18 protein-coding genes are annotated in these 19,223 nt (G+C 68.9%); 1 reads left to right on the top strand and 17 read right to left on the bottom strand.

Annotated elements, in window-relative coordinates:
- Positions 1 to 11 precede the first annotated feature (11 nt).
- From hutC to NVS89_RS13235, 6 genes are all read right to left on the bottom strand, one after another.
- On the bottom strand, positions 12 to 755 hold the full coding sequence (hutC, locus tag NVS89_RS13260; protein WP_258733225.1) for a histidine utilization transcriptional repressor HutC: 744 nt from the start codon (positions 753 to 755) through the stop codon (positions 12 to 14).
- 103 nt (positions 756 to 858) lie between these two features.
- Complete coding sequence (locus tag NVS89_RS13255; RefSeq protein WP_258733224.1) at positions 859 to 2,184, bottom strand: TRAP transporter large permease; 1,326 nt, start codon at positions 2,182 to 2,184, stop codon at positions 859 to 861.
- Positions 2,181 to 2,687: a TRAP transporter small permease subunit gene (locus NVS89_RS13250; protein WP_258733223.1), complete on the bottom strand. Its 507-nt coding sequence runs from the start codon at positions 2,685 to 2,687 to the stop codon at positions 2,181 to 2,183. Before NVS89_RS13250 ends, NVS89_RS13255 begins: the two co-directional genes overlap by 4 nt.
- 141 nt (positions 2,688 to 2,828) lie before the next feature.
- Positions 2,829 to 3,833, bottom strand: coding sequence for a TRAP transporter substrate-binding protein (locus tag NVS89_RS13245; protein WP_258733222.1), 1,005 nt, complete (start codon positions 3,831 to 3,833; stop codon positions 2,829 to 2,831).
- Positions 3,834 to 3,950: 117 nt separating this feature from the next.
- The gene (locus NVS89_RS13240; RefSeq protein ID WP_258733221.1) at positions 3,951 to 5,486 is read right to left on the bottom strand and encodes a malonate--CoA ligase; all 1,536 of its coding nucleotides are present in this window, start codon (positions 5,484 to 5,486) and stop codon (positions 3,951 to 3,953) included.
- Positions 5,487 to 5,494: 8 nt separating this feature from the next.
- Positions 5,495 to 6,865, bottom strand: a complete 1,371-nt coding sequence (locus NVS89_RS13235; RefSeq protein WP_258733220.1) for a malonyl-CoA decarboxylase — start codon at positions 6,863 to 6,865, stop codon at positions 5,495 to 5,497.
- A 192-nt stretch (positions 6,866 to 7,057) separates the two neighbouring features.
- Here NVS89_RS13235 and NVS89_RS13230 point away from each other — a divergent pair, with 192 nt between their 5' ends.
- The gene (locus NVS89_RS13230) at positions 7,058 to 7,723 is read left to right on the top strand and encodes a GntR family transcriptional regulator (protein ID WP_258733219.1); all 666 of its coding nucleotides are present in this window, start codon (positions 7,058 to 7,060) and stop codon (positions 7,721 to 7,723) included.
- 141 nt (positions 7,724 to 7,864) lie between these two features.
- On the opposite strand, the gene NVS89_RS13225 is transcribed toward NVS89_RS13230, so the two are convergent.
- From NVS89_RS13225 to NVS89_RS13175, 11 genes are all read right to left on the bottom strand, one after another.
- On the bottom strand, positions 7,865 to 8,878 hold the full coding sequence (locus NVS89_RS13225; RefSeq protein ID WP_258733218.1) for an ABC transporter substrate-binding protein: 1,014 nt from the start codon (positions 8,876 to 8,878) through the stop codon (positions 7,865 to 7,867).
- A gap of 32 nt (positions 8,879 to 8,910) precedes the next feature.
- Positions 8,911 to 9,705: an ABC transporter permease gene (locus NVS89_RS13220; RefSeq protein ID WP_258733217.1), complete on the bottom strand. Its 795-nt coding sequence runs from the start codon at positions 9,703 to 9,705 to the stop codon at positions 8,911 to 8,913.
- Positions 9,702 to 10,559, bottom strand: coding sequence for an ABC transporter ATP-binding protein (locus NVS89_RS13215; RefSeq protein WP_374114568.1), 858 nt, complete (start codon positions 10,557 to 10,559; stop codon positions 9,702 to 9,704). The genes NVS89_RS13220 and NVS89_RS13215 overlap by 4 nt, the downstream gene beginning before the upstream one ends.
- A 28-nt stretch (positions 10,560 to 10,587) precedes the next feature.
- Positions 10,588 to 11,538 carry a hydroxymethylglutaryl-CoA lyase gene (locus tag NVS89_RS13210; RefSeq protein ID WP_258733216.1) on the bottom strand — a complete coding sequence of 317 codons (951 nt, stop codon included), beginning with the start codon at positions 11,536 to 11,538 and terminating at the stop codon, positions 10,588 to 10,590.
- A complete protein-coding gene (locus NVS89_RS13205) occupies positions 11,535 to 12,815 on the bottom strand; it encodes a CaiB/BaiF CoA transferase family protein (protein WP_258733215.1) in 1,281 nt (426 codons plus the stop codon). Before NVS89_RS13205 ends, NVS89_RS13210 begins: the two co-directional genes overlap by 4 nt.
- 104 nt (positions 12,816 to 12,919) lie before the next feature.
- The gene (locus NVS89_RS13200; protein ID WP_258733214.1) at positions 12,920 to 13,900 is read right to left on the bottom strand and encodes a LysR family transcriptional regulator; all 981 of its coding nucleotides are present in this window, start codon (positions 13,898 to 13,900) and stop codon (positions 12,920 to 12,922) included.
- A gap of 89 nt (positions 13,901 to 13,989) precedes the next feature.
- Positions 13,990 to 15,483, bottom strand: coding sequence for a carboxypeptidase M32 (locus tag NVS89_RS13195; protein ID WP_258733213.1), 1,494 nt, complete (start codon positions 15,481 to 15,483; stop codon positions 13,990 to 13,992).
- A gap of 142 nt (positions 15,484 to 15,625) precedes the next feature.
- Positions 15,626 to 16,705, bottom strand: coding sequence for an Ldh family oxidoreductase (locus NVS89_RS13190; RefSeq protein WP_258733212.1), 1,080 nt, complete (start codon positions 16,703 to 16,705; stop codon positions 15,626 to 15,628).
- On the bottom strand, positions 16,705 to 17,133 hold the full coding sequence (locus tag NVS89_RS13185) for a cupin domain-containing protein (RefSeq protein WP_258733211.1): 429 nt from the start codon (positions 17,131 to 17,133) through the stop codon (positions 16,705 to 16,707). The genes NVS89_RS13190 and NVS89_RS13185 overlap by 1 nt, the downstream gene beginning before the upstream one ends.
- 55 nt (positions 17,134 to 17,188) lie before the next feature.
- Positions 17,189 to 17,968 carry an FCD domain-containing protein gene (locus tag NVS89_RS13180; RefSeq protein ID WP_258733210.1) on the bottom strand — a complete coding sequence of 260 codons (780 nt, stop codon included), beginning with the start codon at positions 17,966 to 17,968 and terminating at the stop codon, positions 17,189 to 17,191.
- Between the two features lie 11 nt (positions 17,969 to 17,979).
- Positions 17,980 to 19,125 (bottom strand): CobW family GTP-binding protein, encoded by a 1,146-nt coding sequence (locus NVS89_RS13175; protein WP_258733209.1) that lies wholly within the window; start codon positions 19,123 to 19,125, stop codon positions 17,980 to 17,982.
- Between the last annotated feature and the right edge of the window lie 98 nt (positions 19,126 to 19,223).

Below are 19,223 nucleotides of genomic sequence, written 5' to 3'. Positions count from 1 at the left end.
TCGGGCGTAGCTCAGCCCTGGGGCGAGAAGCGGGCGACGAGATCGTAGAGGTCGCCGCGAAAGATCTGCCGCACGAAGGTGACCGTGGCATTGGCGCGCCAGGTGCGGCGCTCCAGCGTGAGGCAGGCCGTGCCCTTGGGGACGGCGAGCGAATTCGCCACGCGGGCGGAGGCGTTGACCGCGCTGATGCGGTGCTCGGCCTCGGTCCACGGCACGTGGCGCAGCAGCCAGGAGCCGGGCGGCTCGGCGCTGAAATCGACCTTCGCCGCCTCCGGCACGGTGTCGAGGCCGATCAGCCGCTCCTCCAGCGCGAAGGGGCGCCCATTTGCGAGATGGCGGCAGGAGAGGTCCAGCACCTCGGCGCCGGCGGCGAGCGCCGTCTCCAGCCGGTCCTCGGCGGTGGCGCGGCGGCGCCGGCTCGAAATCAGCTCGTAATCGTAGATCTCGCCGCGCGCGGCGATCTCGACCGGGATGTCCGGGATGCGCAGCACCGCCGAATGGATGCGCGGCTGCGCGACGAAGGAGCCGGCCCGACGCCGCCGCTCGATCAGCCCGGCGCCCACCAGCCCGGCGATGACCTTGTTGACGGTCATGCGGGCGCAGCCATACTGCGCCATCAGCTCGTGCTCGAACGGGATTCGATGCCCGGGCGGCCATTCTCCGGAGAGGATGCGCGTCTCGAGGTCCGCGCGGATGCGCTGGTGGAGCGTCGTAGCGGGCGCAGCCGCCTTGGCAGGCTCGGTCTGGACTGTCACTGCGCGTCGCTCCCTCTCGCCCGATAGGGGTAGGGGAGTTTAACGCAACCTCCCAATATGTATAGACATAAATGCGGCAGGCTGCGGCGCGGACGCCGCCGCCTCAGTTGATCGGCCCCATGATGAAGTCCGGCAGCCAGGTGGCGATGCCCGGGAAGATGCTCAGGATCAGGATCCCCAGCATCATCAGCAGCACATAGGGCAGGGCGCCGCTCAGCACCTGGCTGGCCGGCACCTGCGGCGCGATCGCCTTCACCACGAACAGGTTGAGCCCCACCGGCGGGGTGATGAGGCCGATCTCCATGTTGATCGTCAGCACCACCGCGAACCAGTAGGGGTCGAAGCCCGAGGAGACGATGATCGGGTAGAGCAGGGGCGCCGACATCACGATGATCGCCACCGGCGGCAGGAACATGCCGGCCAGCAGCAGGAACAGGTTGACCACCCCCATCAGCACCCAGCGGTTCACCTCCAGCGCGGCGATCGAGGAGGCGACGGTCTGGGTGATGAAGAGCGAGGACAGCGCGAAGGCGAACAGCTCCGCCGACGCCATGATCATCATGATCATCACGCTCTCGCGCAGCGTGGTCGAGAAGATGTCGATGATCGGCTTCGGCCGGCACAGCCGGTACATGATGATGACGACGCACAGGGTGAGGAAGGCGCCCGCGCCCGCCGCCTCGGACGGCGTCGCCACGCCGCCATAGAGCACGTAGAGCGTGCCGAGGATGATGATCAGGAACGGGGCGACCTTCGGCAGGGCGACGAGCTTCTGCGAGAAGGTGAAGCGGGTCGCCTGCTGGTCGAAGCGGAAGCCCTTGCGCCGGCAGTCGAAGAGCGCCCAGCCCATGAACATGGCGGTGAGCATGAGGCCCGGCATGACACCGGCCAGGAACAGCCGGCCGATCGAGGTCTCGGTGGCGATGCCGTAGACGATCATCGTCACCGAGGGCGGGATGAGGATGCCGAGCGTGCCGCCGGCGCAGATCGAGCCGGTCGCGACCGTGGCCGGATAGCCGCGCTTGAGCATCTCCGGCACGCCCATCTTGCCGATGGCGGCGCAGGTGGCCGGGCTCGAGCCGGTCATGCCGGCGAAGATGGCGCAGGCGCCGATGTTGGAGAGCACCAGCCCGCCCGGCACCCGGCTCAGCCAGCGGTCGAGCGCCTCGTAGAGGTCGCGCCCGGCCGGGGTCGCGGCGACCGCCGCGCCCATCAGCACGAACATCGGGATCGACACATAGGCGAGGTTGGCGATGCCCGAGAACATGGTCTCGGCCAGCACGTCGAACACGCCGATGCCGTTCGCCATCACGAGCCCGCCAATGGCGGTGAGGCCGAGCGCGAAGGCGATCGGCATGCCGGTCGCCAGCAGCGCCAGCAGCAGGCCGATGACGAGCATGCCCGAGGAGGTGGGGGAGAGGTTCATCATGCCCGTTCTCCCGCCTCGAGGGGGGCGCAGACGCGGCGGATGATCTCGGCCACATATTGCAGCGACAGCAGCGCGAAGCTGACGGGAAGCGGGAGCAGCGGGATCCACAGCGTGATCGCCGCGACCGACGAGGTGTGCCAGTCGTTCACATAGGCCTCGTGGAAGAACATGGCGCTGGCGACCGTCATCGACAGGGCGAAGAGGAGCCCCAGCAGCGCCCCGGTAATGCCGAGCAGGCGCTGCACGGGCGGGGCGAACATCAGCTCGATCACGTCGACGCCCACATGGCCGCGCGTGTGCAGCACATAGGGCGAGCCGAGGAAGACGGCGGCGGTCGCGGTGAAGACCACGAAGTCGGTCTGCCAGATGGTCGGGGCGCGGAACACGTAGCGCAGGAAGATCATCTCGCAGATCACCAGCATGGCGGCGACCAGCATCAGGCCGGCGAGAATGGCGGCGGCCTTGGAGATGAAATCGACCGTTCGCAGGAACAGGCTTAGCATCGGGGCGCTTTCGTGCGTGGAGGTGGGCTCGTTCGCTGCGGGCGGCGGCGCGGGCCGGCTGCCGCTCAGGGCAGGCCGGCCCGCCGGATCAGGCGGCAGCGGGCGGTCCCGCACGCGCCGGGCGTGCGGGACCCGGCTCGGTCACTGGACGGCTAGGGCCTTCTTGATCAGCTCGTCGCCACCCTTCACCTTCTCGGAGAAGTTCTTGTAGGCGCTCTCCTGCGCGACCTTCAGCCAGGCGTCGTAGTCGTCGGACGACATCTCGACCACCTCGACGCCGGCGCCCTTGAAGGTGTCGACCAGCTTCTTGTCGGCGTTGCGCACTTCCTTGGCGAACCAGTCCTGCGCCTTCTTGCCGGCGGCGAGGATCGCCTTCTGCTGGTCGGGGTTCAGGCGGTCGAAGACGCGCTTCGACATCAGCACCGGCTCATACATGAACCACAGCGCGTTCTCGCCCGGCGCGGTGAGGCACTTGACCTGCTCGAACAGCCGGTAGGAGACGAAGCTCGCCGAGGAGGTGTTGGTCGCGTCGAGCACGCCGGTCTGCATGCCCGAATAGATCTCGGAGGAGGGCATGGAGGAGATGGAGGCGCCGGCGGCTGCCAGCATCTGCTCGAAGGCCGGGCCGGCGGCGCGCGTCACCTGGCCTTTGATGCTGTCCGGATTGGTGATGCAGGCCTTCTTCGAGGCGAAGGCGCCCGACAGCCAGGCGTCGGAGATGACGATGGCGCCGTTGTCCTCGATGATCTTCTTGATTTCCTGCATGAAGGGCGAGTCGTTCAGCCGCTCGGCGCGGTCGAAATTGCGCACCAGCCCCGGCATCAGCGTGGCGGAGAACTGGGGCACGCGGCCGGACGCGTAGTCGAGCGGGAAGCTCGTGATGTCGAGCTGGCCCTTGGTCAGGGCGCCCCACTGCTCGGTCGGCTTGAAGAGCGAGGAGCCGGGGAAGACCTGGATCTTGAGGCCGACATTCGCCGCGTCGACGTCGCGGGCGATCATCTGCACCATTTCGTCGCGCGGATCGCCCTTGCCGCCCGGAAACTGGTGCGAGGCGCGGAGCGTGATGTCCTGCGCGAAGGCGGACGAGGCGAAGGCGAGGGCGCAGCTGAGCGCGAGGGCGCGCGTAACGGAACGCGTTCCGGTCATGATTTTCCTCCTTGTCGGCCCGCCGGTCGGCGGACGGATGGCGTTTCCTGCTTCGTTGTCGTGTCGCGGCGGTTGATCCGCCGTCGACGTTTTCTCCCGCCCGGGGGCGGCAGTATTTCAGGCACTGTGTCGATAGATATCGCGATAGGTGTCCCTGAGTATGTTCTTCTGCACCTTGCCCATCGTGTTGCGCGGCAGCTCGGAAACGAAGAACACCCTCTTGGGTTGCTTGAAGCGGGCGAGGCGGCTCTCGAGCGCCTTCTGGATCGCCTGCTCGGACAGGTCGGCATTGCCGGCCGGCACCACGACGGCGGTGACGCCCTCGCCGAAATCGGGGTGCGGGACGCCGATCACGGCGCTTTCCAGCACGCCGGGCAGGGCGTCGATCTCGCCTTCCACTTCCTTCGGGTAGACGTTGAAGCCGCCGGTGATGACGAGGTCCTTGCCGCGGCCGACGATGTGGACGTAGCCCTGCTCGTCGATCTTGCCGAGGTCGCCGGTGATGAAGAAGCCGTCGTGGAACTCGCTCGCCGTCTTCTCCGGCATGCGCCAGTAGCCCTTGGTGACGTTGGCGCCCTTCACCTCGATCATTCCGATCTCGCCTTCGGGCAGCTCCCGGCCGGTCTCGGGGTCGACCACCCGCAGGCTGATGCCGGGCAGCGGGAAGCCGACCGTGCCGGCGATGCGCTCGCCCTCATAGGGGTTCGAGGTGTTCATGCCGGTCTCGGTCATGCCGTAGCGCTCGAGGATTGCCTTGCCGGTGCGCTCGCGGAAGGCGCGGTGGGTCTCAGCCAGCAGCGGCGCCGAGCCGGAGATGAACAGGCGCATATGGCCGGCCGCCTCGGGGGTCAGGCCCGGCTGGTCGAGCAGGCGGGTGTAGAAGGTGGGCACGCCCATGAGGCAGGTCGCCTCCGGCATCAGGTCGATGACCTCGCGCGCGTCGAACTTCGAGCGGAAGAACATCGACGCGCCGGCGAGCAGCACGACATTGGCACCGACGAACAGGCCGTGGGTGTGGAACAGGGGCAGCGCGTGGATCAGCACGTCGTCGGCGGTGAAGCGCCAGTAGTCCCTCAGCGTCAGGGCGTTCGACAGCAGGTTGCCGTGCGTGAGCATGGCGCCCTTGGCGCGGCCCGTGGTGCCGGAGGTGTAGAGGATGGCGCCGAGATCGTCCGGCCCGCGCGGCACGTCCTCGAACGCGTCCGGGAAGCCGGCCGCCGCCTCCATCAGCGAGCCGCCGCCATCGGCGCCGATGGTCTCGACGCAGGGCACGCCGAGCTCGCCCGCCAGCGTCCGCGCCTCAACCTCGATCTCCGGCCGGCAGACGAACATGGTCGGCTCCGCGTCGGAGAGGAAGTAGCGCACCTCGTTCAGCGTGTAGGCGGTGTTGAGCGGCAGATAGACGGCGCCCGCCCGCACGGCGGCGAGGTAGAGCGCGAAGGCCGGCCAGGACTTGTCGACCTGCACCGCGATCCGGTCGCCCGGCTTCACGCCGCGCGCGACCAGAAGGCCGGCGAGGCGGGCGGAGAGCGCGAAGGCGTCGCCATAGCTCACCACGCTGCCGTCGGCGAGCCGGGCGAGCGGCCTGTCGGGCGCGGGGGCGGCGGCGCGGATGGCGGCGAAGAGGTGGTTCTTGGACACGATGTCGTTCATGCTCGTTCTCAGGAGACCGGCACCAGGGCGCGCGAGCTCGTATCGGCCTTGACCAGCTTTCGCACGGCCGGACTCGCCACGACCTCGCCCTTGCCGGCAAAGGCTTCGTGGTTCCGTTCGATGTCGGAAAGGATATAGCGGTAATTGACCATCAGTCCCGCCGCCTGGGCGACGCCCTTGGGCGAGAGGTCGCCCATCGGGTTGATGCGCTCGAGCCGGGCACCGTTGCCGAGATGGAAACGCGCCACCGGATCGACCGGCTTGCCGTTGGGGCTGCGCGCGGCGAGGAAGTAATAGGCGGCGAGCGGGCCCAGAACGGCGCCGAGCTCGGCGCGGCGCTCGGCGTTTTCGGGCCAGTCCGGCGTGTCGAGCGGCTCCAGCGCCTTGCGGTCAGCACTCGTCAGCACGGTGCTGTGCTCGGCCTTGCGCTCGCCCTCCAGCCATTTGCGGAAGCCGGGCACGGGGGAGAGGGTGACGAAAGTGGTGAGCGAGGGCAGCTCGCGGGAGATTTCCTCCACCACCTGCTTGATCAGGAAATTGCCGAAGCTCACCCCGCCCAGGCCGCGCTGGCAGTTGGAGATGGAATAGAAGACGGCGGTGTTCGCCTCCTGCGGCGTCAGGTGCCGGCGCGACTGGTCGAGCACGGGGGCGATGGCGCCCGGCGTCTCCCTGGTCAGCGCGACTTCCACGAAGATCAGCGGCTCGTCGACCAGCGCCGGATGGAAGAAGGCGTAGCAGCGCCGGTCCGGGCTGTCGACGCGGGCGCGCAGGTCGTCCCAGTCCCGGATCGCGTGAACCGCCTCGTAGCGGATGATCTTCTCGAGCACGTTGGCCGGCGTCGACCAGTCGATCCTGCGCAGCACGAGGAACCCCCGGTTGAACCAGGACGAGAACAGATGCGCGAAGTCGCGGTCGACCACGGCGAGCTCCGGCCGCTGCCTCAGCACGTCCATGAGCTGCTCGCGCATGCGCACCAGCGCCAGCGTCGCGCCGGGAGCGAGGTTGAAGCGGCGGAACAGCTCCTGGCGGCGGGGTTCGCTGGCGACGTGGATGTTGGCCGCGTCCGCCGGCGAGCCGGTGCGCTCATAGGTGCGGATGGCGGCGTCGAGGCGCGCGGGATCGGGGCCGAAGGCCAGCGCCAGCGCCTCGAAGAAGGCGGTGCATTCCTCGGGCTTCATGCGGGCGTAACGGTCGAGGATGTCGGCCGCCAGCGCCGCGCCGGACGCTTCGCCCTGACCCGACAGCAGCGTGTCGCAGCGGTCGATCAGCGTCTCGACCTTGGGCGCCGCACTGGTGCGGCTCGAGCGGTCGAGCAGCGTGCGGCCACGCTCCGCGATGGAGGTGAGAAGGCCTGTGACGAACGATGCGTTCGAACCCATTGCAGCTTCCCGGCACGAGGTGCCTGCCAACCCGCGGGGACGCGATCCCCGCTCGGCCGCCCGGCGTCGTGCCGTCGACGGCTGTATCAAATCAAGATCAATCGGCATTCAATGTCAACAATCATGTATACATGAAGTTGGGTCTTGCATCTTTGATTTGAATCGCGTCCTTCTTCCCAATGGAGGTAGCCCGTGCGTGGTGAGCAGACACCCAGGCTTCGCGAAGCGCTGGAGGACGACATCGTTGTCGGCCGCTTGCGGCCGGGCCAGCGGCTCGACGAGGTGGGCCTCGCCGAGCGTTTCGGCGTGTCGCGCACGCCGATCCGCGAGGCGCTGATCCAGCTCTCCGCCTCCGGCCTCGTGGAGATGCGCCCGCGGCGCGGCGCCTTCGTCACGCTGCTGGGGCCGCGCGAGCTGGTGGAATCCTTCGAGCTGATGGCGGAGGTGGAAGCCTCCTGTGCGCGCCTCGCGGCCCAGCGGCTCGGGCCGACCGACCGGGTGGCGATCTCGCGCGCCCATGACGCGTGCTGCGCCGCCGTCTCGGCGGGGGACGACGCGGCCTATTATCCGGCCAATGCGGATTTCCATGCGGCGATCTACGCCGCCACCAACAACCGCGTGCTGCGCGCCGAGGCGCTGCGGCTGCAGCTCGCCCTGCAGCCCTATCGCCGCCTGCAGCTCAAGGTGCCGCGGCGGATCGAGGCCTCGCTCGCCGAGCACGAGGCCATTCTCGACGCCCTGCTGAAGGGGGACGGCGCCACCGCCGCCGAGCGCATCCGCGCCCATGTGCTGGTGCAGGGCGAGCGCTTCATGTCGCTGCTCGCCGCCTTGCAGGACGAGACCGAGGAAACGGCCTGAATTCGTCCGCCGGAAACAGCCGTGCCGTCCGCGATGGACGCGGACGGCACGGGTCGTTCGGATGGGCCGCGACCGGCTAGCGGCGGTCGCGGCGTTTCAATGCTCTGGCGAGATCACTCGCCTGCCATCACTGGCCCGTCGTCACTGGCCTTTGGCCTTGGCCAGGAACGAGCCGTCGAAGGTCTTCGACAGGTCGATGCTCTTCGGGTCGACGCTCGGATCGGTGGTGGTGATGAGGTTGAGCGCGCTCTTCATGCTCGCCTCGTCGATGTTGCCATCGGTCGAGTAGGACTGGCGCGAGGCGTTGAACGCCTTGATGTAGAGCGACTTGTCGCCGAGCCAGTATTCCTCCGGCACCGTCGCGGCCACCTCTTCCGGCGTCGCCTTCTCCAGCCACTTCAGCGTCCGGTAGAAGGCGTTGGTGAGCGCCTGCACGGTGTTCGGGTTATCCTTGATGAAGCTCTCCTTGAAGTAGAGCACGGCGGCCGGGTTCATGCCGCCGAACACTTGCTCGGTGCCCTCGGTGGTGCGGGTGTCGACCAGGATGTTGATCTCGCCCATGTCCTGCAGCTTGGAGATAACCGGGTCGAGATGCGAGATGGCGTCGATCTCGCCGTTCTGCATCGCCGCGACCGCCGAAGCGCCGCCGCCCACGCCGATGAACGACGCGTCGTCCGGGTTCATGCCGGCCTTGCGCATCAGGTACTGCACCAGGATGTAGGTCGAGGAGCCGGGCGCGGTGACGCCGATCTTGGCGCCCTTGAGGTCGGCGACCGACTTGATCTTGTCCGCCTCGGCCTTGCGCACGCCGACGACGATGCCGGGATAGCGGCCGAGGTCGATGACGGCGCGGATGTCCTGCTTTTTCTGCTGCATGCGGATGGTGTGCTCATAGGCGCCGGTGACGCCGTCCACCGAGCCGCCGATGAGCGCCTGAAGCGACTTGGAGCCGCCGCCGAAATCGTTGATCTCGACGTTCAGGCCCGCATCCTTGAAGTAGCCGAGCCGCTCCGCCAGCGTCAGCGGGAGATAATAGAGTAGGGGCTTGCCGCCGACGCCGAGGGTGACGTTCGGCTTTTCGATCTCGCCGGCCTGCGCCGCGCCGAAGGCGGGGATCAGCAGGCTCGCGGCGAGCAGCAATGCACGCATCTTCATTGTCTTTCCTCCCTTTATTGTCGGATCCGTTGTCAGTTCTGCTCGCCGGCCGGCTGGGGCCGCCAGACGAGGAGGCGCCGCTCGACCCGGGTGACGCCGAAGTCGATGACGAGCACGAAGGCCGCGAGGATGAACATGCCGGCGAACACGCCGGTCACGTCGAACACGCCCTCGGCCTGATGGATGAGATAGCCGAGGCCGGCGGAGGAACCGAGATATTCGCCCACCACCGCGCCCACCAGCGCGAAGCCGACCGAGGTGTGCAGCGAGGAGAACATCCAGGACAGCGCCGAGGGCCAGTACACGTTGCGGAAGAGCTGGCGCTCGCTCATGCCCATCATGCGCGCATTGGCGAGCACGACCGGGCTCACCTCCTTCACGCCCTGATAGACGTTGAAGAACACGATGAAGAACACCAGCGTCACGCCCAGCGCCACCTTCGACCAGATGCCGAGGCCGAGCCACAGCATGAAGATCGGCGCGAGAACGACGCGGGGCAGGGCGTTGACCATCTTCACATAGGGGTCGAACACCGCCGCCACGGTCGGCTTGCGGGCGAACCAGAAGCCGATGACGATCCCGCCCGCCGAGCCGATCACGAAGGCCAGCACGGTCTCGGTGAGGGTGATGTAGAGGTGCTTCCAGATCGTGCCGGTCGCGAACAGCTGGTAGACGCGGGCGATGACGTCCCAGGGCTTGGAGAAGAAGAACTCCGGCAGCAGGTAATCGCCGCCGATCGGCACCGTCGCCCCGACCTGCCAGAAGGCGAGCACGGCGACCGCGACCAGGATCTGCAGGAGGAACAGCTTGGCGGGATGTATCCTCATGAGGGCATGTCCTCCCCGTAGGTCTTGGCGACTTCGGTCTTGAGCTGGTCCCAGATCTGCCGGTGCAGCGTGTGGAAGCGCGGGTCGAGCCGGATCTCTGCGGTGTCGCGCGGGCGCTCGAGGTCGATCGGGAAATCGCCGATGATGCGCGCCTCGGGCCCCGCCGACATGATGACCACGCGGTCGGACAGCGCGATCGCCTCCTCGAGGTCGTGGGTGACGAACATCACCGCCTTGCGGTCCTGCGCCCATAGCCGGAGGAGCAGCGTGCCCATGATCTGGCGCGTCTGCGCGTCGAGCGGGCCGAAGGGCTCGTCCATCAGCAGGATCTTGGGGTGGCGCACCAGCACCTGGGCGAGGCCGACGCGCTTGCGCTGGCCGCCGGAAAGCTGGTGCGGGTAGCGGTCGCCGAAACGGCCGAGGCCCACCTTCTTCAGCCAGTCCTGCGCCTGGGCGAGCGCCTCGGCGCGGCGGGTGCCGCCGATCTCGAGAGCGATCGCCACATTGTCGGCGGCCGTCTTCCACGGCATCAGCGCGTCCTGCTGGAACAGGTAGCCGGCCTTCTCGTTCAGCCCGCTCAGCGGCTCGCCGAAGATGGCGACCGTGCCGCCGGCCGGCCGCAGCAGCCCGGCGGTGGCGTTGAGCAGGGTCGACTTTCCGCAGCCGGTCGGCCCGACGATGGCGACGAACTCGCCCTCGCGCACATGCAGCGAGGTTGGCGCGACCGCCTTGAACAGCGGCTGCCCCTTCATCGCGAAGCTGATGCTCACATCATCGAGCGCCACCGCCACGGGCGCGGCGGCGACGGACGGCGGCGGCTCGGTGGCCGGCTTCCGCGCGGTGGCGGTATCCATGTCACGTCCTCCCATTCGGCGGTTCTTCTTATTTCGCGGCGAGGCGAATGTCTGCCGGTGCGGGATGAAGATCGCCGCTCCGCCCCGCCTTGGCCACCTGTCCGGGGATATCATGGCCGAGAAGGGCCGGCAGGCCCCGCGCAAGTTCGATCAGGCGTCCGAGGTCGACCCCGGTGGCGACGCCCATCTCGTCCAGCATGTGGACGAGGTCTTCGGTCGAGATGTTGCCGGTCGCGCCCGGCGCGAACGGGCAGCCGCCGAGGCCGCCCAGCGAGGCGTCGAAGCGGTCGGCGCCCGCGTCGAGCGCGGCGAGCACGTTCGCCAGCCCCATGCCTCGCGTGTTGTGGAAATGCAGCGTCAGCGGCACCGAGCCGAACCGGCGGCGGAAGGCGCCGACGAGGCTTGCCACCTGGCGCGGATTGCCCATGCCGGTGGTGTCGGCAAGCGTGACGGAATCGAGCCCGAGCGCGAGATAGGCCTCGGCGAGCCTTAGCACCTTGTCCTCGGGCTGGATGCCCTCGAAGGGGCAGCCGAAGGCGGTGGCGATGGAGCCGTTCAGCGCCGCCGGCGTGCCGCGCGCGGCATCGACGATGGTGCGGAAGGCTTCCAGCGACTGCGCCGGCGTCATGCGCATATTGGCGAGGTTGTGGGTCTCGCTCACCGACATGACGAGGTTGAGCTCGTCCATATTGGCGGCGAGCGCCTCCTGCGCGCCGCGCAGATTGGGCACCAGCGCGACATAGGTGACGCCGGGGCGACGCTTGATCGCGCCGGCCACCTCGCGCGCATCGGCGAGGTTCGGCACCGCCCTGGGCGAGACGAAGGAGGTGACCTCGATCTTCGACACGCCGGTCAGCGACAGCGCATCAATCAGTGCGATCTTTTCCTGCGTCGGCAGGAAGCGCGGCTCGATCTGCAGCCCGTCGCGCGTCACCACTTCCTGGATGTGGACGCGCTCGGGAAAGCCTTCCCAGTTCATTCGACGTCCTCCGCCTTGTCCGCGCGCTGCTGTGCGCGGGCGACGACGCCGCTCGCCACCAGCGCGTCGATCTCCCCGGGCGCGTAGCCGAGCCCAGCCATCAGCGCGGCGGTGTGCTCGCCAAGCCGCGGTCCCGGCCAGCTCACGCCGCCGGGGGTCTGCGAGAGCTTGGGCACGATGCCGGGCATCTTCACCTCAGTGCCGTCCGGCAGCTGCGAGGGAAGGATCATGTCGCGGCTGAGATACTGCTCGTCGCGCACGATGTCGGCGACCGAATAGATGCGCCCGTTGGGCACCTCGGCGCGGTCGAGGGCGGCGGTGACCTCTTCGATCGAGTGGCGGCGGGTCCAGTCCGATATGGCGCCGTCGATCTCCTCGACATGCGCCACTCGGCCGTCATTGGAGGCAAGGCGCGGGTCGCTCGCGAGGTCGTCGCGGCCGATGGCGGCCATCAGCCGGCGGAAGATGGCGTCCCCGTTGCCGGCGACGATGACATAGCTGCCTTCGGCGGTGGCGTAGGAATTGGACGGCGCGATGCCCGGCAGCGAGCCGCCGGAGCGCTCACGCACATAGCCGAGCAGGTCATATTCGGGGACGAGGCTCTCCATCATGTTGAAGACGCTCTCGAACAGCGAGACGTCGACCACCTGGCCGGTGCCGCGCCCGGACTTGATGTGCAGGAGCGCCATCAGCGCGCCCATCACGGCGTGGAGCGCGGCGAGCGAGTCGCCGATGGAGATGCCGGTGCGCGCCGGCGGTCGGTCGGGGTCGCCGGTGGTGAAGCGCATGCCGCCCATCGCCTCGCCCACCGCGCCGAAGCCGGGGCGCTCGCGATAGGGCCCGTCCTGGCCGAAGCCGGAGATGCGCACCATGACGAGGTTGGGGTTCACCTGCTTCAGCGCGTCCCAGCCGAGGCCCCAGCGCTCCAGCGTGCCGGGGCGGAAGTTCTCGATCAGCACGTCGGCGTCGCGTACCAGCCGGCGGACGATCTCCTGTCCCTCGGGCGCGCGCAGGTTGATGGCGATCGACTTCTTGTTGCGCGACTGGAGGTACCACCACAGGGAGGTGCCCTTGTGGAGCTTGCGCCATTTGCGAATGGGGTCGCCTTCGCCGGGGGCCTCGACCTTGATGACCTCCGCGCCGAACTCCGCCATCAGCCGCGCGGCAAAGGGCGCGGCGATCAGGTTGCCGAGTTCGATGACGCGGATGCCTGCGAGCGGGCCCTGCTGCCCGGCCTCACGCGGCTCCTCGTGCGGGATCGATGCCGATCCTTCCATACGCGACGCTCCTCACCGACATGCTTTTTTTCGCTCTATCGGTCGAAACGGGGCGCAGGTCCAATAGTCTTTAGACAAAGACCGTTCGCCAAACGCGAACGCTTTCATCCCACCGTGCGGCGTCCACGACGCTCCGGGCGGTCCTTGGCGCGCAGGTGCTCCAGCATCAGCCGCGCGGTCGGGGGCAGGGCCTGCACCTCGCGCACCACCAGCTTGAGCTGGCGCTGGCCCCAGCGGTCCCGCAGCGGAATTGCCTTCAATCCCATACCCTTGCCGAGGATTTCGAAAGCGCGGTCGGGGATGAGGCCGATGCCCATATTGGCCTGCACCATGCGGCAGACGGCGTCGAAGCCGGGCACGTGGACGCGCAGCCGGATGCTGCGGCCGGCAAGGTTCGCGGCGTATTGCGAGCGCAGGAAGATCGAGCTCGCGGCATGCAGGCCGATATAGTCGTGATCGAGCGTTTCCTCGAAATGCACCTCGTCGCGCACGGCCAGCGGGTGGTCTCGGTGGACCACCACCACCAACCGGTCGCGCCGGTAGCGGAAGGTCTCGAGCGCCCGGCTCTCGATGTCGCCGGCGCAGATGCCGATATCGGCCGCGCCTTCCTCGATGCCGCGCACCACCTCCGAGCTCGGGCATTCCTGCAGGTCGAAGCGCAGCAGGCTGTGCCTCTCCAGGAAGGAGGGCAGGTCCTCGGGCAGGAACTGCACGATCGCCGACAGGTTGGCCAGCATGCGCACATGCCCGCGCACGCCAAGCGAATATTCGCCGAGCTCCATGCCCATCTTCTCGATGGTGCGCATGGTGACGCGGGCGTGGTGCAGCAGCGTCTCGCCGGCCGGGGTGAGGGCCATGCCGCGCGCCAGCCGCTCGAACAGCGCGACGCCGAGAATCTCCTCGAGGTCGGCGAGGCGCTTGGAGACGGCGGAGGCGGCGATGCCCTCGCGCGCAGCGGCGCGGGTCAGCGATCCCTCTTCGCCAATGGCGATGAACAGGCGCAGCGAGGTGAGGTCCAGCCGCCGCAGGACCTGCTGCATCGCCGGGACGGAGGTCTCCGTCGGCACCGCTTCGGGCTGCGACATTCGCACGGACCCTCGTGTGAGGCAGCGACCGAGGCCGCGAGGGCGCCCACTATCGGCGCCTGCGGCCCGCGAACCAAGCGCGTTCGCGCTCAGCCGGCGGGGAGATAGCGCCGGGCGAGATGGGCCTTGAACACGCTCGCGTCGAGCGGGCGGCCTGTGGCGCGGGTCAGCAGCTCGTCGGTCTCGTAGCGCGAGCCCTGTTCGTAGATGTTGGTGCGCAGCCAGCCGACCAGCGGCGCGAAATCGCCGCGCGCGATGCCGGGCAGGGCGTCCGGCTCCGCCCGGCAGGCGGCGTCGAAGAGCTGGGCGGCAGTCATCGCGCCGAGCGTGTAGGTCGGGAAGTAGCCCCAGCCCCCGCTCGGCCAGTGGATGTCCTGCAGGCAGCCGAGGGCGTCGTTGGGCGGGATGATGCCGAGCAGATCCTTCATGCCCGCGTTCCATGCCATCGGCAGCTCGGCCAGCGGCATGGCGTCGGCGATCAGCGCCTTCTCCAGCCGGTAGCGCAGGATGACGTGGGCGGGATAGGTCACCTCGTCCGCGTCGACGCGGATGAAGCCGCGCTCGATGCGGGTGTAGCGCCGCCACAGCGCCTCCGCCTCCCAGTCCGGGCCCGAGGCGCCGAAGGCCTCGCGCATGACCGGGGCGGCATAGGCGAGGAATTGCGGGCTGCGGCAGGCCTGCATCTCCATCAGCAGGGACTGGCTTTCGTGCACGCTCATGCCGCGCGCCTGCCCGACCGGCTGGCCCATATAGGCGGCGGGGCGGCCCTGCTCGTAGAGCGCGTGGCCGGTCTCGTGGATGACGCCCATCAGCGCCTTGCTGAAATCGGTCTCGTCATAGCGCGTGGTGATGCGCACGTCATTGTCGGCGCCGCCGCAGAAGGGGTGGGTGGAGACGTCGAGCCGCCCGCGCGAGAAGTCATAGCCGAGCGCGGTCATGATCCTGGTGCCGAGCCGGCGCTGTGCCTCGACCGGGAACGGCCCTTCGAGCGGTGCCGGCGCGGGGCGGCGCGCCTGCGCGGCGAGGGCCTCCTCGGTGAAGCCGGGCAGGAAGGCGGCAAGGTCGTCGAACAGTGCGTCGATCTTCTGCGCGCGGCCGCCCGGCTCGTAGTCGTTGAGCAGCGCGTCGTAGACGCCAAGGCCGAGCCTCTCGCCCTTGGCCACGCCGGCCTCGCGCTGGAGCTTCAGCACCTCGGCGAGATAGGGCAGCAGGGAAGGGAAGTCGGATTCGGCCCGGGCCTGCCGCCATGCCATCTCGCAGGCCGAGACGGCCTTGCTGGAGGCCGCCACCAGATCGGCGGGCAGCGCGGTCTGCACGCTCCATACGCGCCGGATCTCGCGGAGATTGGCGCGCTCCCAGTCGGTGAGGTCCGCGTCGCCCTCGGCCTCGGCGAGCCAGTCGCCCAGTCGCGGGTCGACGGCCATCTCGTGCTGGAGAACGCGCAGCAGCGCCATGCTCTCGGCGCGGGCGCCGGCCGCGCCGGTCGGCATCATCGCGTCGCTGTCCCATTGCAGGATGCCGATGGCGTTCGACATGGCGGCGATGCGGTCGAAATGGCCGGACAGCGAGGCATAGGCAGACATGACGTCCATTCTCCGGGAGGCTGCGAGACGAGCCGCCTTCTTGAGCGATTTGCGCCGCGCGCACAAATGCTCTCGCCAATCCCGTCGGGTACTGTCGGCAATCCGGCGGCGGCGCTTGGGCGCGCGGCCGCCGGATGCGGTGTCAGAGCGGGGCGATGCCGAGTTTGTCGGCGAGCGCGTTCAGCTTCGCCACCAGCGGGGCGGCGAGCTGCAGGCCGTCCTTCATCCGGCGGGCGCGCCGCTCGTTGCGCTGCTCGCCCGGCAGGCGGATCTCGTCGACGCCGGGCATGCGGGCCGTGCCCTTGAGCGCCTTGCTGTGGCGCCGCAGCTCGCTTTCGAACTGGGCGCGCGGCACGAAACGCTCGATGTCGATCGCGATCACGAACTGGCCGGTGTCGGTCGGCGTGTCGGTCACCGCGTTGAAGTCGACGATGTCGAGCCCCATCGCCGCCCCGTTCAGCGTGCCGGCGAGGAAGCCGAGCATCAGCGCGAGGCCGCTCCCCTTATAGCCGCCGATCGGCAGCAGAAGGCCGTGCGAGGACTGCGCCGCGTCGATCAGCGGCCCGCCCGTGCGCAAATCGACCATCCAGCCCTCCTGCAGCGGCTGGCCCTGCATGGCGTGCTTCTTGACGGTGCCGTAGGAGACCATCGACGTCGCCATGTCGAGCATGAGCTGGCGGTCCTCGCCCATCGGCATGCCGATGGCGAGCGGGTTGGTGCCGAGCGCGGCCTCCATGCCGCCCCAGACCGCCATGTGGTTGGCGTTGGCGACCGCCGCATAGATGCCGATCATGCCGGCCTGCACCGGCATCGCCGCATAGACCGAGCCCGAGCCGGCATGATTGGAGCGGTGGCAGCCCACCCAGCCGATGCCGCTCTCGCGCGCGAGCTCGATCGCGGTATCGGCCACGCGCTTCACCACCAGGTGCCCCATGCCGTTGCCGCCGTCGACCAGCGCAGTGGCGGCGGCGGTCTTCTTCACGCTGATCTCGGCGGTCGGGTTGATGGCGCCGTCCCTGATGAGCTGGACATACTGGGGCAGGCGGAAGATGCCGTGCGCGTCGGCGCCGTTGAGATCGGCCTCGATCATCAGTTCGCCGACGATGGCGGCGTCGGCCGGCCGCATGCCGGTCGTCTCCAGCGCGCGGGCGATGAAGTCGATGAGGATCGCCGCCGGCCACGCCTGCCGGGCCGGCTGGGTCTTCAGCGCGGTCTCGCTCATCACGACATCCTCTTCAGGTGCTCGGCGGCGATCGGGCGGGTCTCGCCCGTCTCGACGATGGTGCGGGTCGCGTGCGCGTCGGCATAGGTCCAGAAGATGCGCATCTCCTCGGTGAAGGAGACGTTGATGAATCGGTGCGGCAGGTTGGCCGGCACCCAGGCCGTGTCCATCGGCTTCAGCCGGTGCTCGACGCCGTCGATGATGACGAGGGCGTCGCCCGCCAGCACCATCACGCTCTCCTCGCAATTGTGCAGGTGGAACGGCACGGCGGCGCCGGGCGCGAAGATGGTGATGCCGTTGATGAGGCTCTCGGCGCCGATGCCGGGCGTCACGAGCGGGATGGTCTTCGCCCCGCCGCCGCGGTCGGCGGGCCTTATCTCGTCGGGGCGCAATATCACGCCTTCGCTCTTCACGATGGTGTCTCCCATGGTTTCCTCCCTAGGCGGGCGGACTTGGCGTCGCGCCCTTTCGATCCCGTGCGGGTCAGACCGCGTCGCGCCGGCCTTCGGGCTCGCTCGCGGCCCGCGGCACGAGGCGGCGCGGATTGTCGAGCAGCTCGAAATCCGCGTTCATCACGATCTCGAACGATTCCTTGTAGTGCCGGACCAGCAGGTCGCTGGCCGTATCGGCGTCATGCGCGAGCGCGGCCTTCATGATCGCCTCGTGCACCTGAAGGTGGCTGCGCGTGCCGGGTGAGAGGCCGGTGCTGAGTAGGCGCCGGCGGGCGCGGTAGCGCTCACTCTGTTCGTAGAGCTTGCGGCAGAAGCCGAGCAGCCATTCATTGCCGCAGCCGGCGAGCAGCGCGAAATGGAACTCGCGGTGGGCGGCCGACCATTCCGGGGTCAGCACGAAGCTGGTCTCGTCGCGCGCCGCGCGGCTGAGATGGTAGAAGGCGAGGATCACGGACTCGCCCCAGGCGACGTCCCCGGCGGCGATGGAGAGCCGCAGCGCGGTCTCCTCCAGCACCAGCCGCGCATTGGTGATTTGCAGGAAGACATCCTCGTTGAGGTCGGCGACGAAGAAGCCGCGCTGCTCGCGCTTCTCGACCAGCCCCTCGGCGCAGAGCCGGTTCAACGCGTCGCGCATCGGGCTGAAGCCGATGCCGTAGGTGGCGTGGAGCTCGCCGACCGGCAGCTTGCGGCCCGGGGCCAGCGTGCCGTTGGTGATGTCGCGGTAGAGCTGGCGGTAGGCAGCCATCGCCAGCGACGGCGGCCTGTCGCCCTCCCGCTCCTTATCGTCCTGCTGCGCTTTCCGGCGTGACATGGCGTCGCTCGTCAACTGTGGAGGGGAATGCCGGGCACCGCGCGATCGCGGCCGGCGAAGGGGGAGGCGGTCCGGGCCGGCGCGCGCGCCCCGCGAAGGGCGAGCGCCTCGAAGCTCCGGCCGACGAGGCGCGGGTCCAGTCCCCGGGTGATGACCACGATCTCCGAGCGCGGGCGGCCCTGCGGCCAGCGGTCGAGCGTCGCCGGCGGGTCGACGAGATGACCGACGCCATGGATGACGACCGGCGCCTGCCTCTCCGCGAGATGAAGGATCGCCTTCATGCGCAGGAGATGGGCCGGGCGCAGCGAATAGAGCAGGTCCAGCCAGTCGCGCACGTCCTCCCAGCGCAGCGGCGCGTCGTGGCGGGTCGACCAGCTCTCGATGCCGTGGTGGCGCACGGATGCCGGCGCGGAGACGACAAGGCCGTGCTCCGGGCACGGCTCGCCGGGCGCATGGGCACAGAGCTCTCCGCCCTCGCAGCGCATCGCGGGGAGGCGCGCAAGCGGCGCGGCGGCGGGGGCGAGCAGGTCCCCGACATCGAAGCCCGCGCCGGAGGAGCGCACGATCTCCGCCGCCGGGTTGAGCGTCTGCAACTGCACCACCAGCGCCGAGACGGCGTTGTCGTCCACGAGGTCGCATTTGGTGACGAGCAGCAGATCCGCCTGCGCCACCTGCGCCGCTACTTCCGGCGTGTCGCCGAGCTGGCGGGCGCCGAGCACCGCATCGACGGTGACGATCACCTTTTCCAGCCGGATCCGCTCGACCAGCCCGCGCGTCGTCGTCAGCTCCTGCACGATCGGGGCGGGATCGGCGAGGCCGGTGGTCTCGATCACGATGCGCGAGAAAGCGGGCATACGCCCGGTCGCAACCTTGGCGAAAAGGTCGCCGATCGTGTCGGTGAGATCGCCGCGGATCGAGCAGCACACGCAGCCATTTTCCATCAGCAGCACGTTCTCGACCGCGCTCTGGACCAGCATCTGGTCGAGGCCGACTTCACCGAACTCGTTGATGACCAGTGCCGTGTCGGCCATGCCTGGCTGTTCCAGCAGGTGGCGGATCAGGGTCGTCTTGCCGCTGCCGAGGAAGCCCGAAACCAGATAGGCGGGGATCGCGCCCCGTCGCGCGGCGGGCGGGTGGTCGAAGGGCAGGACGGCCATCACGCGGCACCCCGGCTCCGGCCGTCGGCCGGGCAGCGCCATGCGTGTCCGGTCGGTGCCGGAAGGCTCATCACACATTCCTCGAACTCGCGCCGCGG

It is taken from the genome of Ancylobacter mangrovi (genome assembly GCF_024752355.1).
Taxonomy (GTDB): Bacteria; Pseudomonadota; Alphaproteobacteria; order Rhizobiales; family Xanthobacteraceae; genus Ancylobacter; species Ancylobacter mangrovi.
Note: the sequence above shows the minus strand (reverse complement) of the source record. Positions and strands in the feature narration are given on the sequence as shown.

Bases quoted from the DNA above. Each gene is read 5' to 3' on its own strand.
- NVS89_RS13245 (WP_258733222.1), bottom strand. From the start codon at position 3,833: ATGACCGGAACGCGTTCCGTTACGCGCGCCCTCGCGCTCAGCTGCGCC.
- NVS89_RS13185 (WP_258733211.1), bottom strand. From the start codon at position 17,133: ATGGGAGACACCATCGTGAAGAGCGAAGGCGTGATATTGCGCCCCGAC.
- NVS89_RS13210 (WP_258733216.1), bottom strand. From the start codon at position 11,538: ATGAACTGGGAAGGCTTTCCCGAGCGCGTCCACATCCAGGAAGTGGTG.
- NVS89_RS13250 (WP_258733223.1), bottom strand. From the start codon at position 2,687: ATGCTAAGCCTGTTCCTGCGAACGGTCGATTTCATCTCCAAGGCCGCC.
- NVS89_RS13215 (WP_374114568.1), bottom strand. From the start codon at position 10,559: ATGGATACCGCCACCGCGCGGAAGCCGGCCACCGAGCCGCCGCCGTCC.
- NVS89_RS13225 (WP_258733218.1), bottom strand. From the start codon at position 8,878: ATGAAGATGCGTGCATTGCTGCTCGCCGCGAGCCTGCTGATCCCCGCC.
- NVS89_RS13235 (WP_258733220.1), bottom strand. From the start codon at position 6,865: ATGGGTTCGAACGCATCGTTCGTCACAGGCCTTCTCACCTCCATCGCG.
- NVS89_RS13200 (WP_258733214.1), bottom strand. From the start codon at position 13,900: ATGTCGCAGCCCGAAGCGGTGCCGACGGAGACCTCCGTCCCGGCGATG.
- NVS89_RS13175 (WP_258733209.1), bottom strand. From the start codon at position 19,125: ATGGCCGTCCTGCCCTTCGACCACCCGCCCGCCGCGCGACGGGGCGCG.
- NVS89_RS13180 (WP_258733210.1), bottom strand. From the start codon at position 17,968: ATGTCACGCCGGAAAGCGCAGCAGGACGATAAGGAGCGGGAGGGCGAC.
- NVS89_RS13205 (WP_258733215.1), bottom strand. From the start codon at position 12,815: ATGGAAGGATCGGCATCGATCCCGCACGAGGAGCCGCGTGAGGCCGGG.
- NVS89_RS13195 (WP_258733213.1), bottom strand. From the start codon at position 15,483: ATGTCTGCCTATGCCTCGCTGTCCGGCCATTTCGACCGCATCGCCGCC.
- NVS89_RS13255 (WP_258733224.1), bottom strand. From the start codon at position 2,184: ATGATGAACCTCTCCCCCACCTCCTCGGGCATGCTCGTCATCGGCCTG.
- NVS89_RS13190 (WP_258733212.1), bottom strand. From the start codon at position 16,705: ATGAGCGAGACCGCGCTGAAGACCCAGCCGGCCCGGCAGGCGTGGCCG.
- NVS89_RS13240 (WP_258733221.1), bottom strand. From the start codon at position 5,486: ATGAACGACATCGTGTCCAAGAACCACCTCTTCGCCGCCATCCGCGCC.
- NVS89_RS13220 (WP_258733217.1), bottom strand. From the start codon at position 9,705: ATGAGGATACATCCCGCCAAGCTGTTCCTCCTGCAGATCCTGGTCGCG.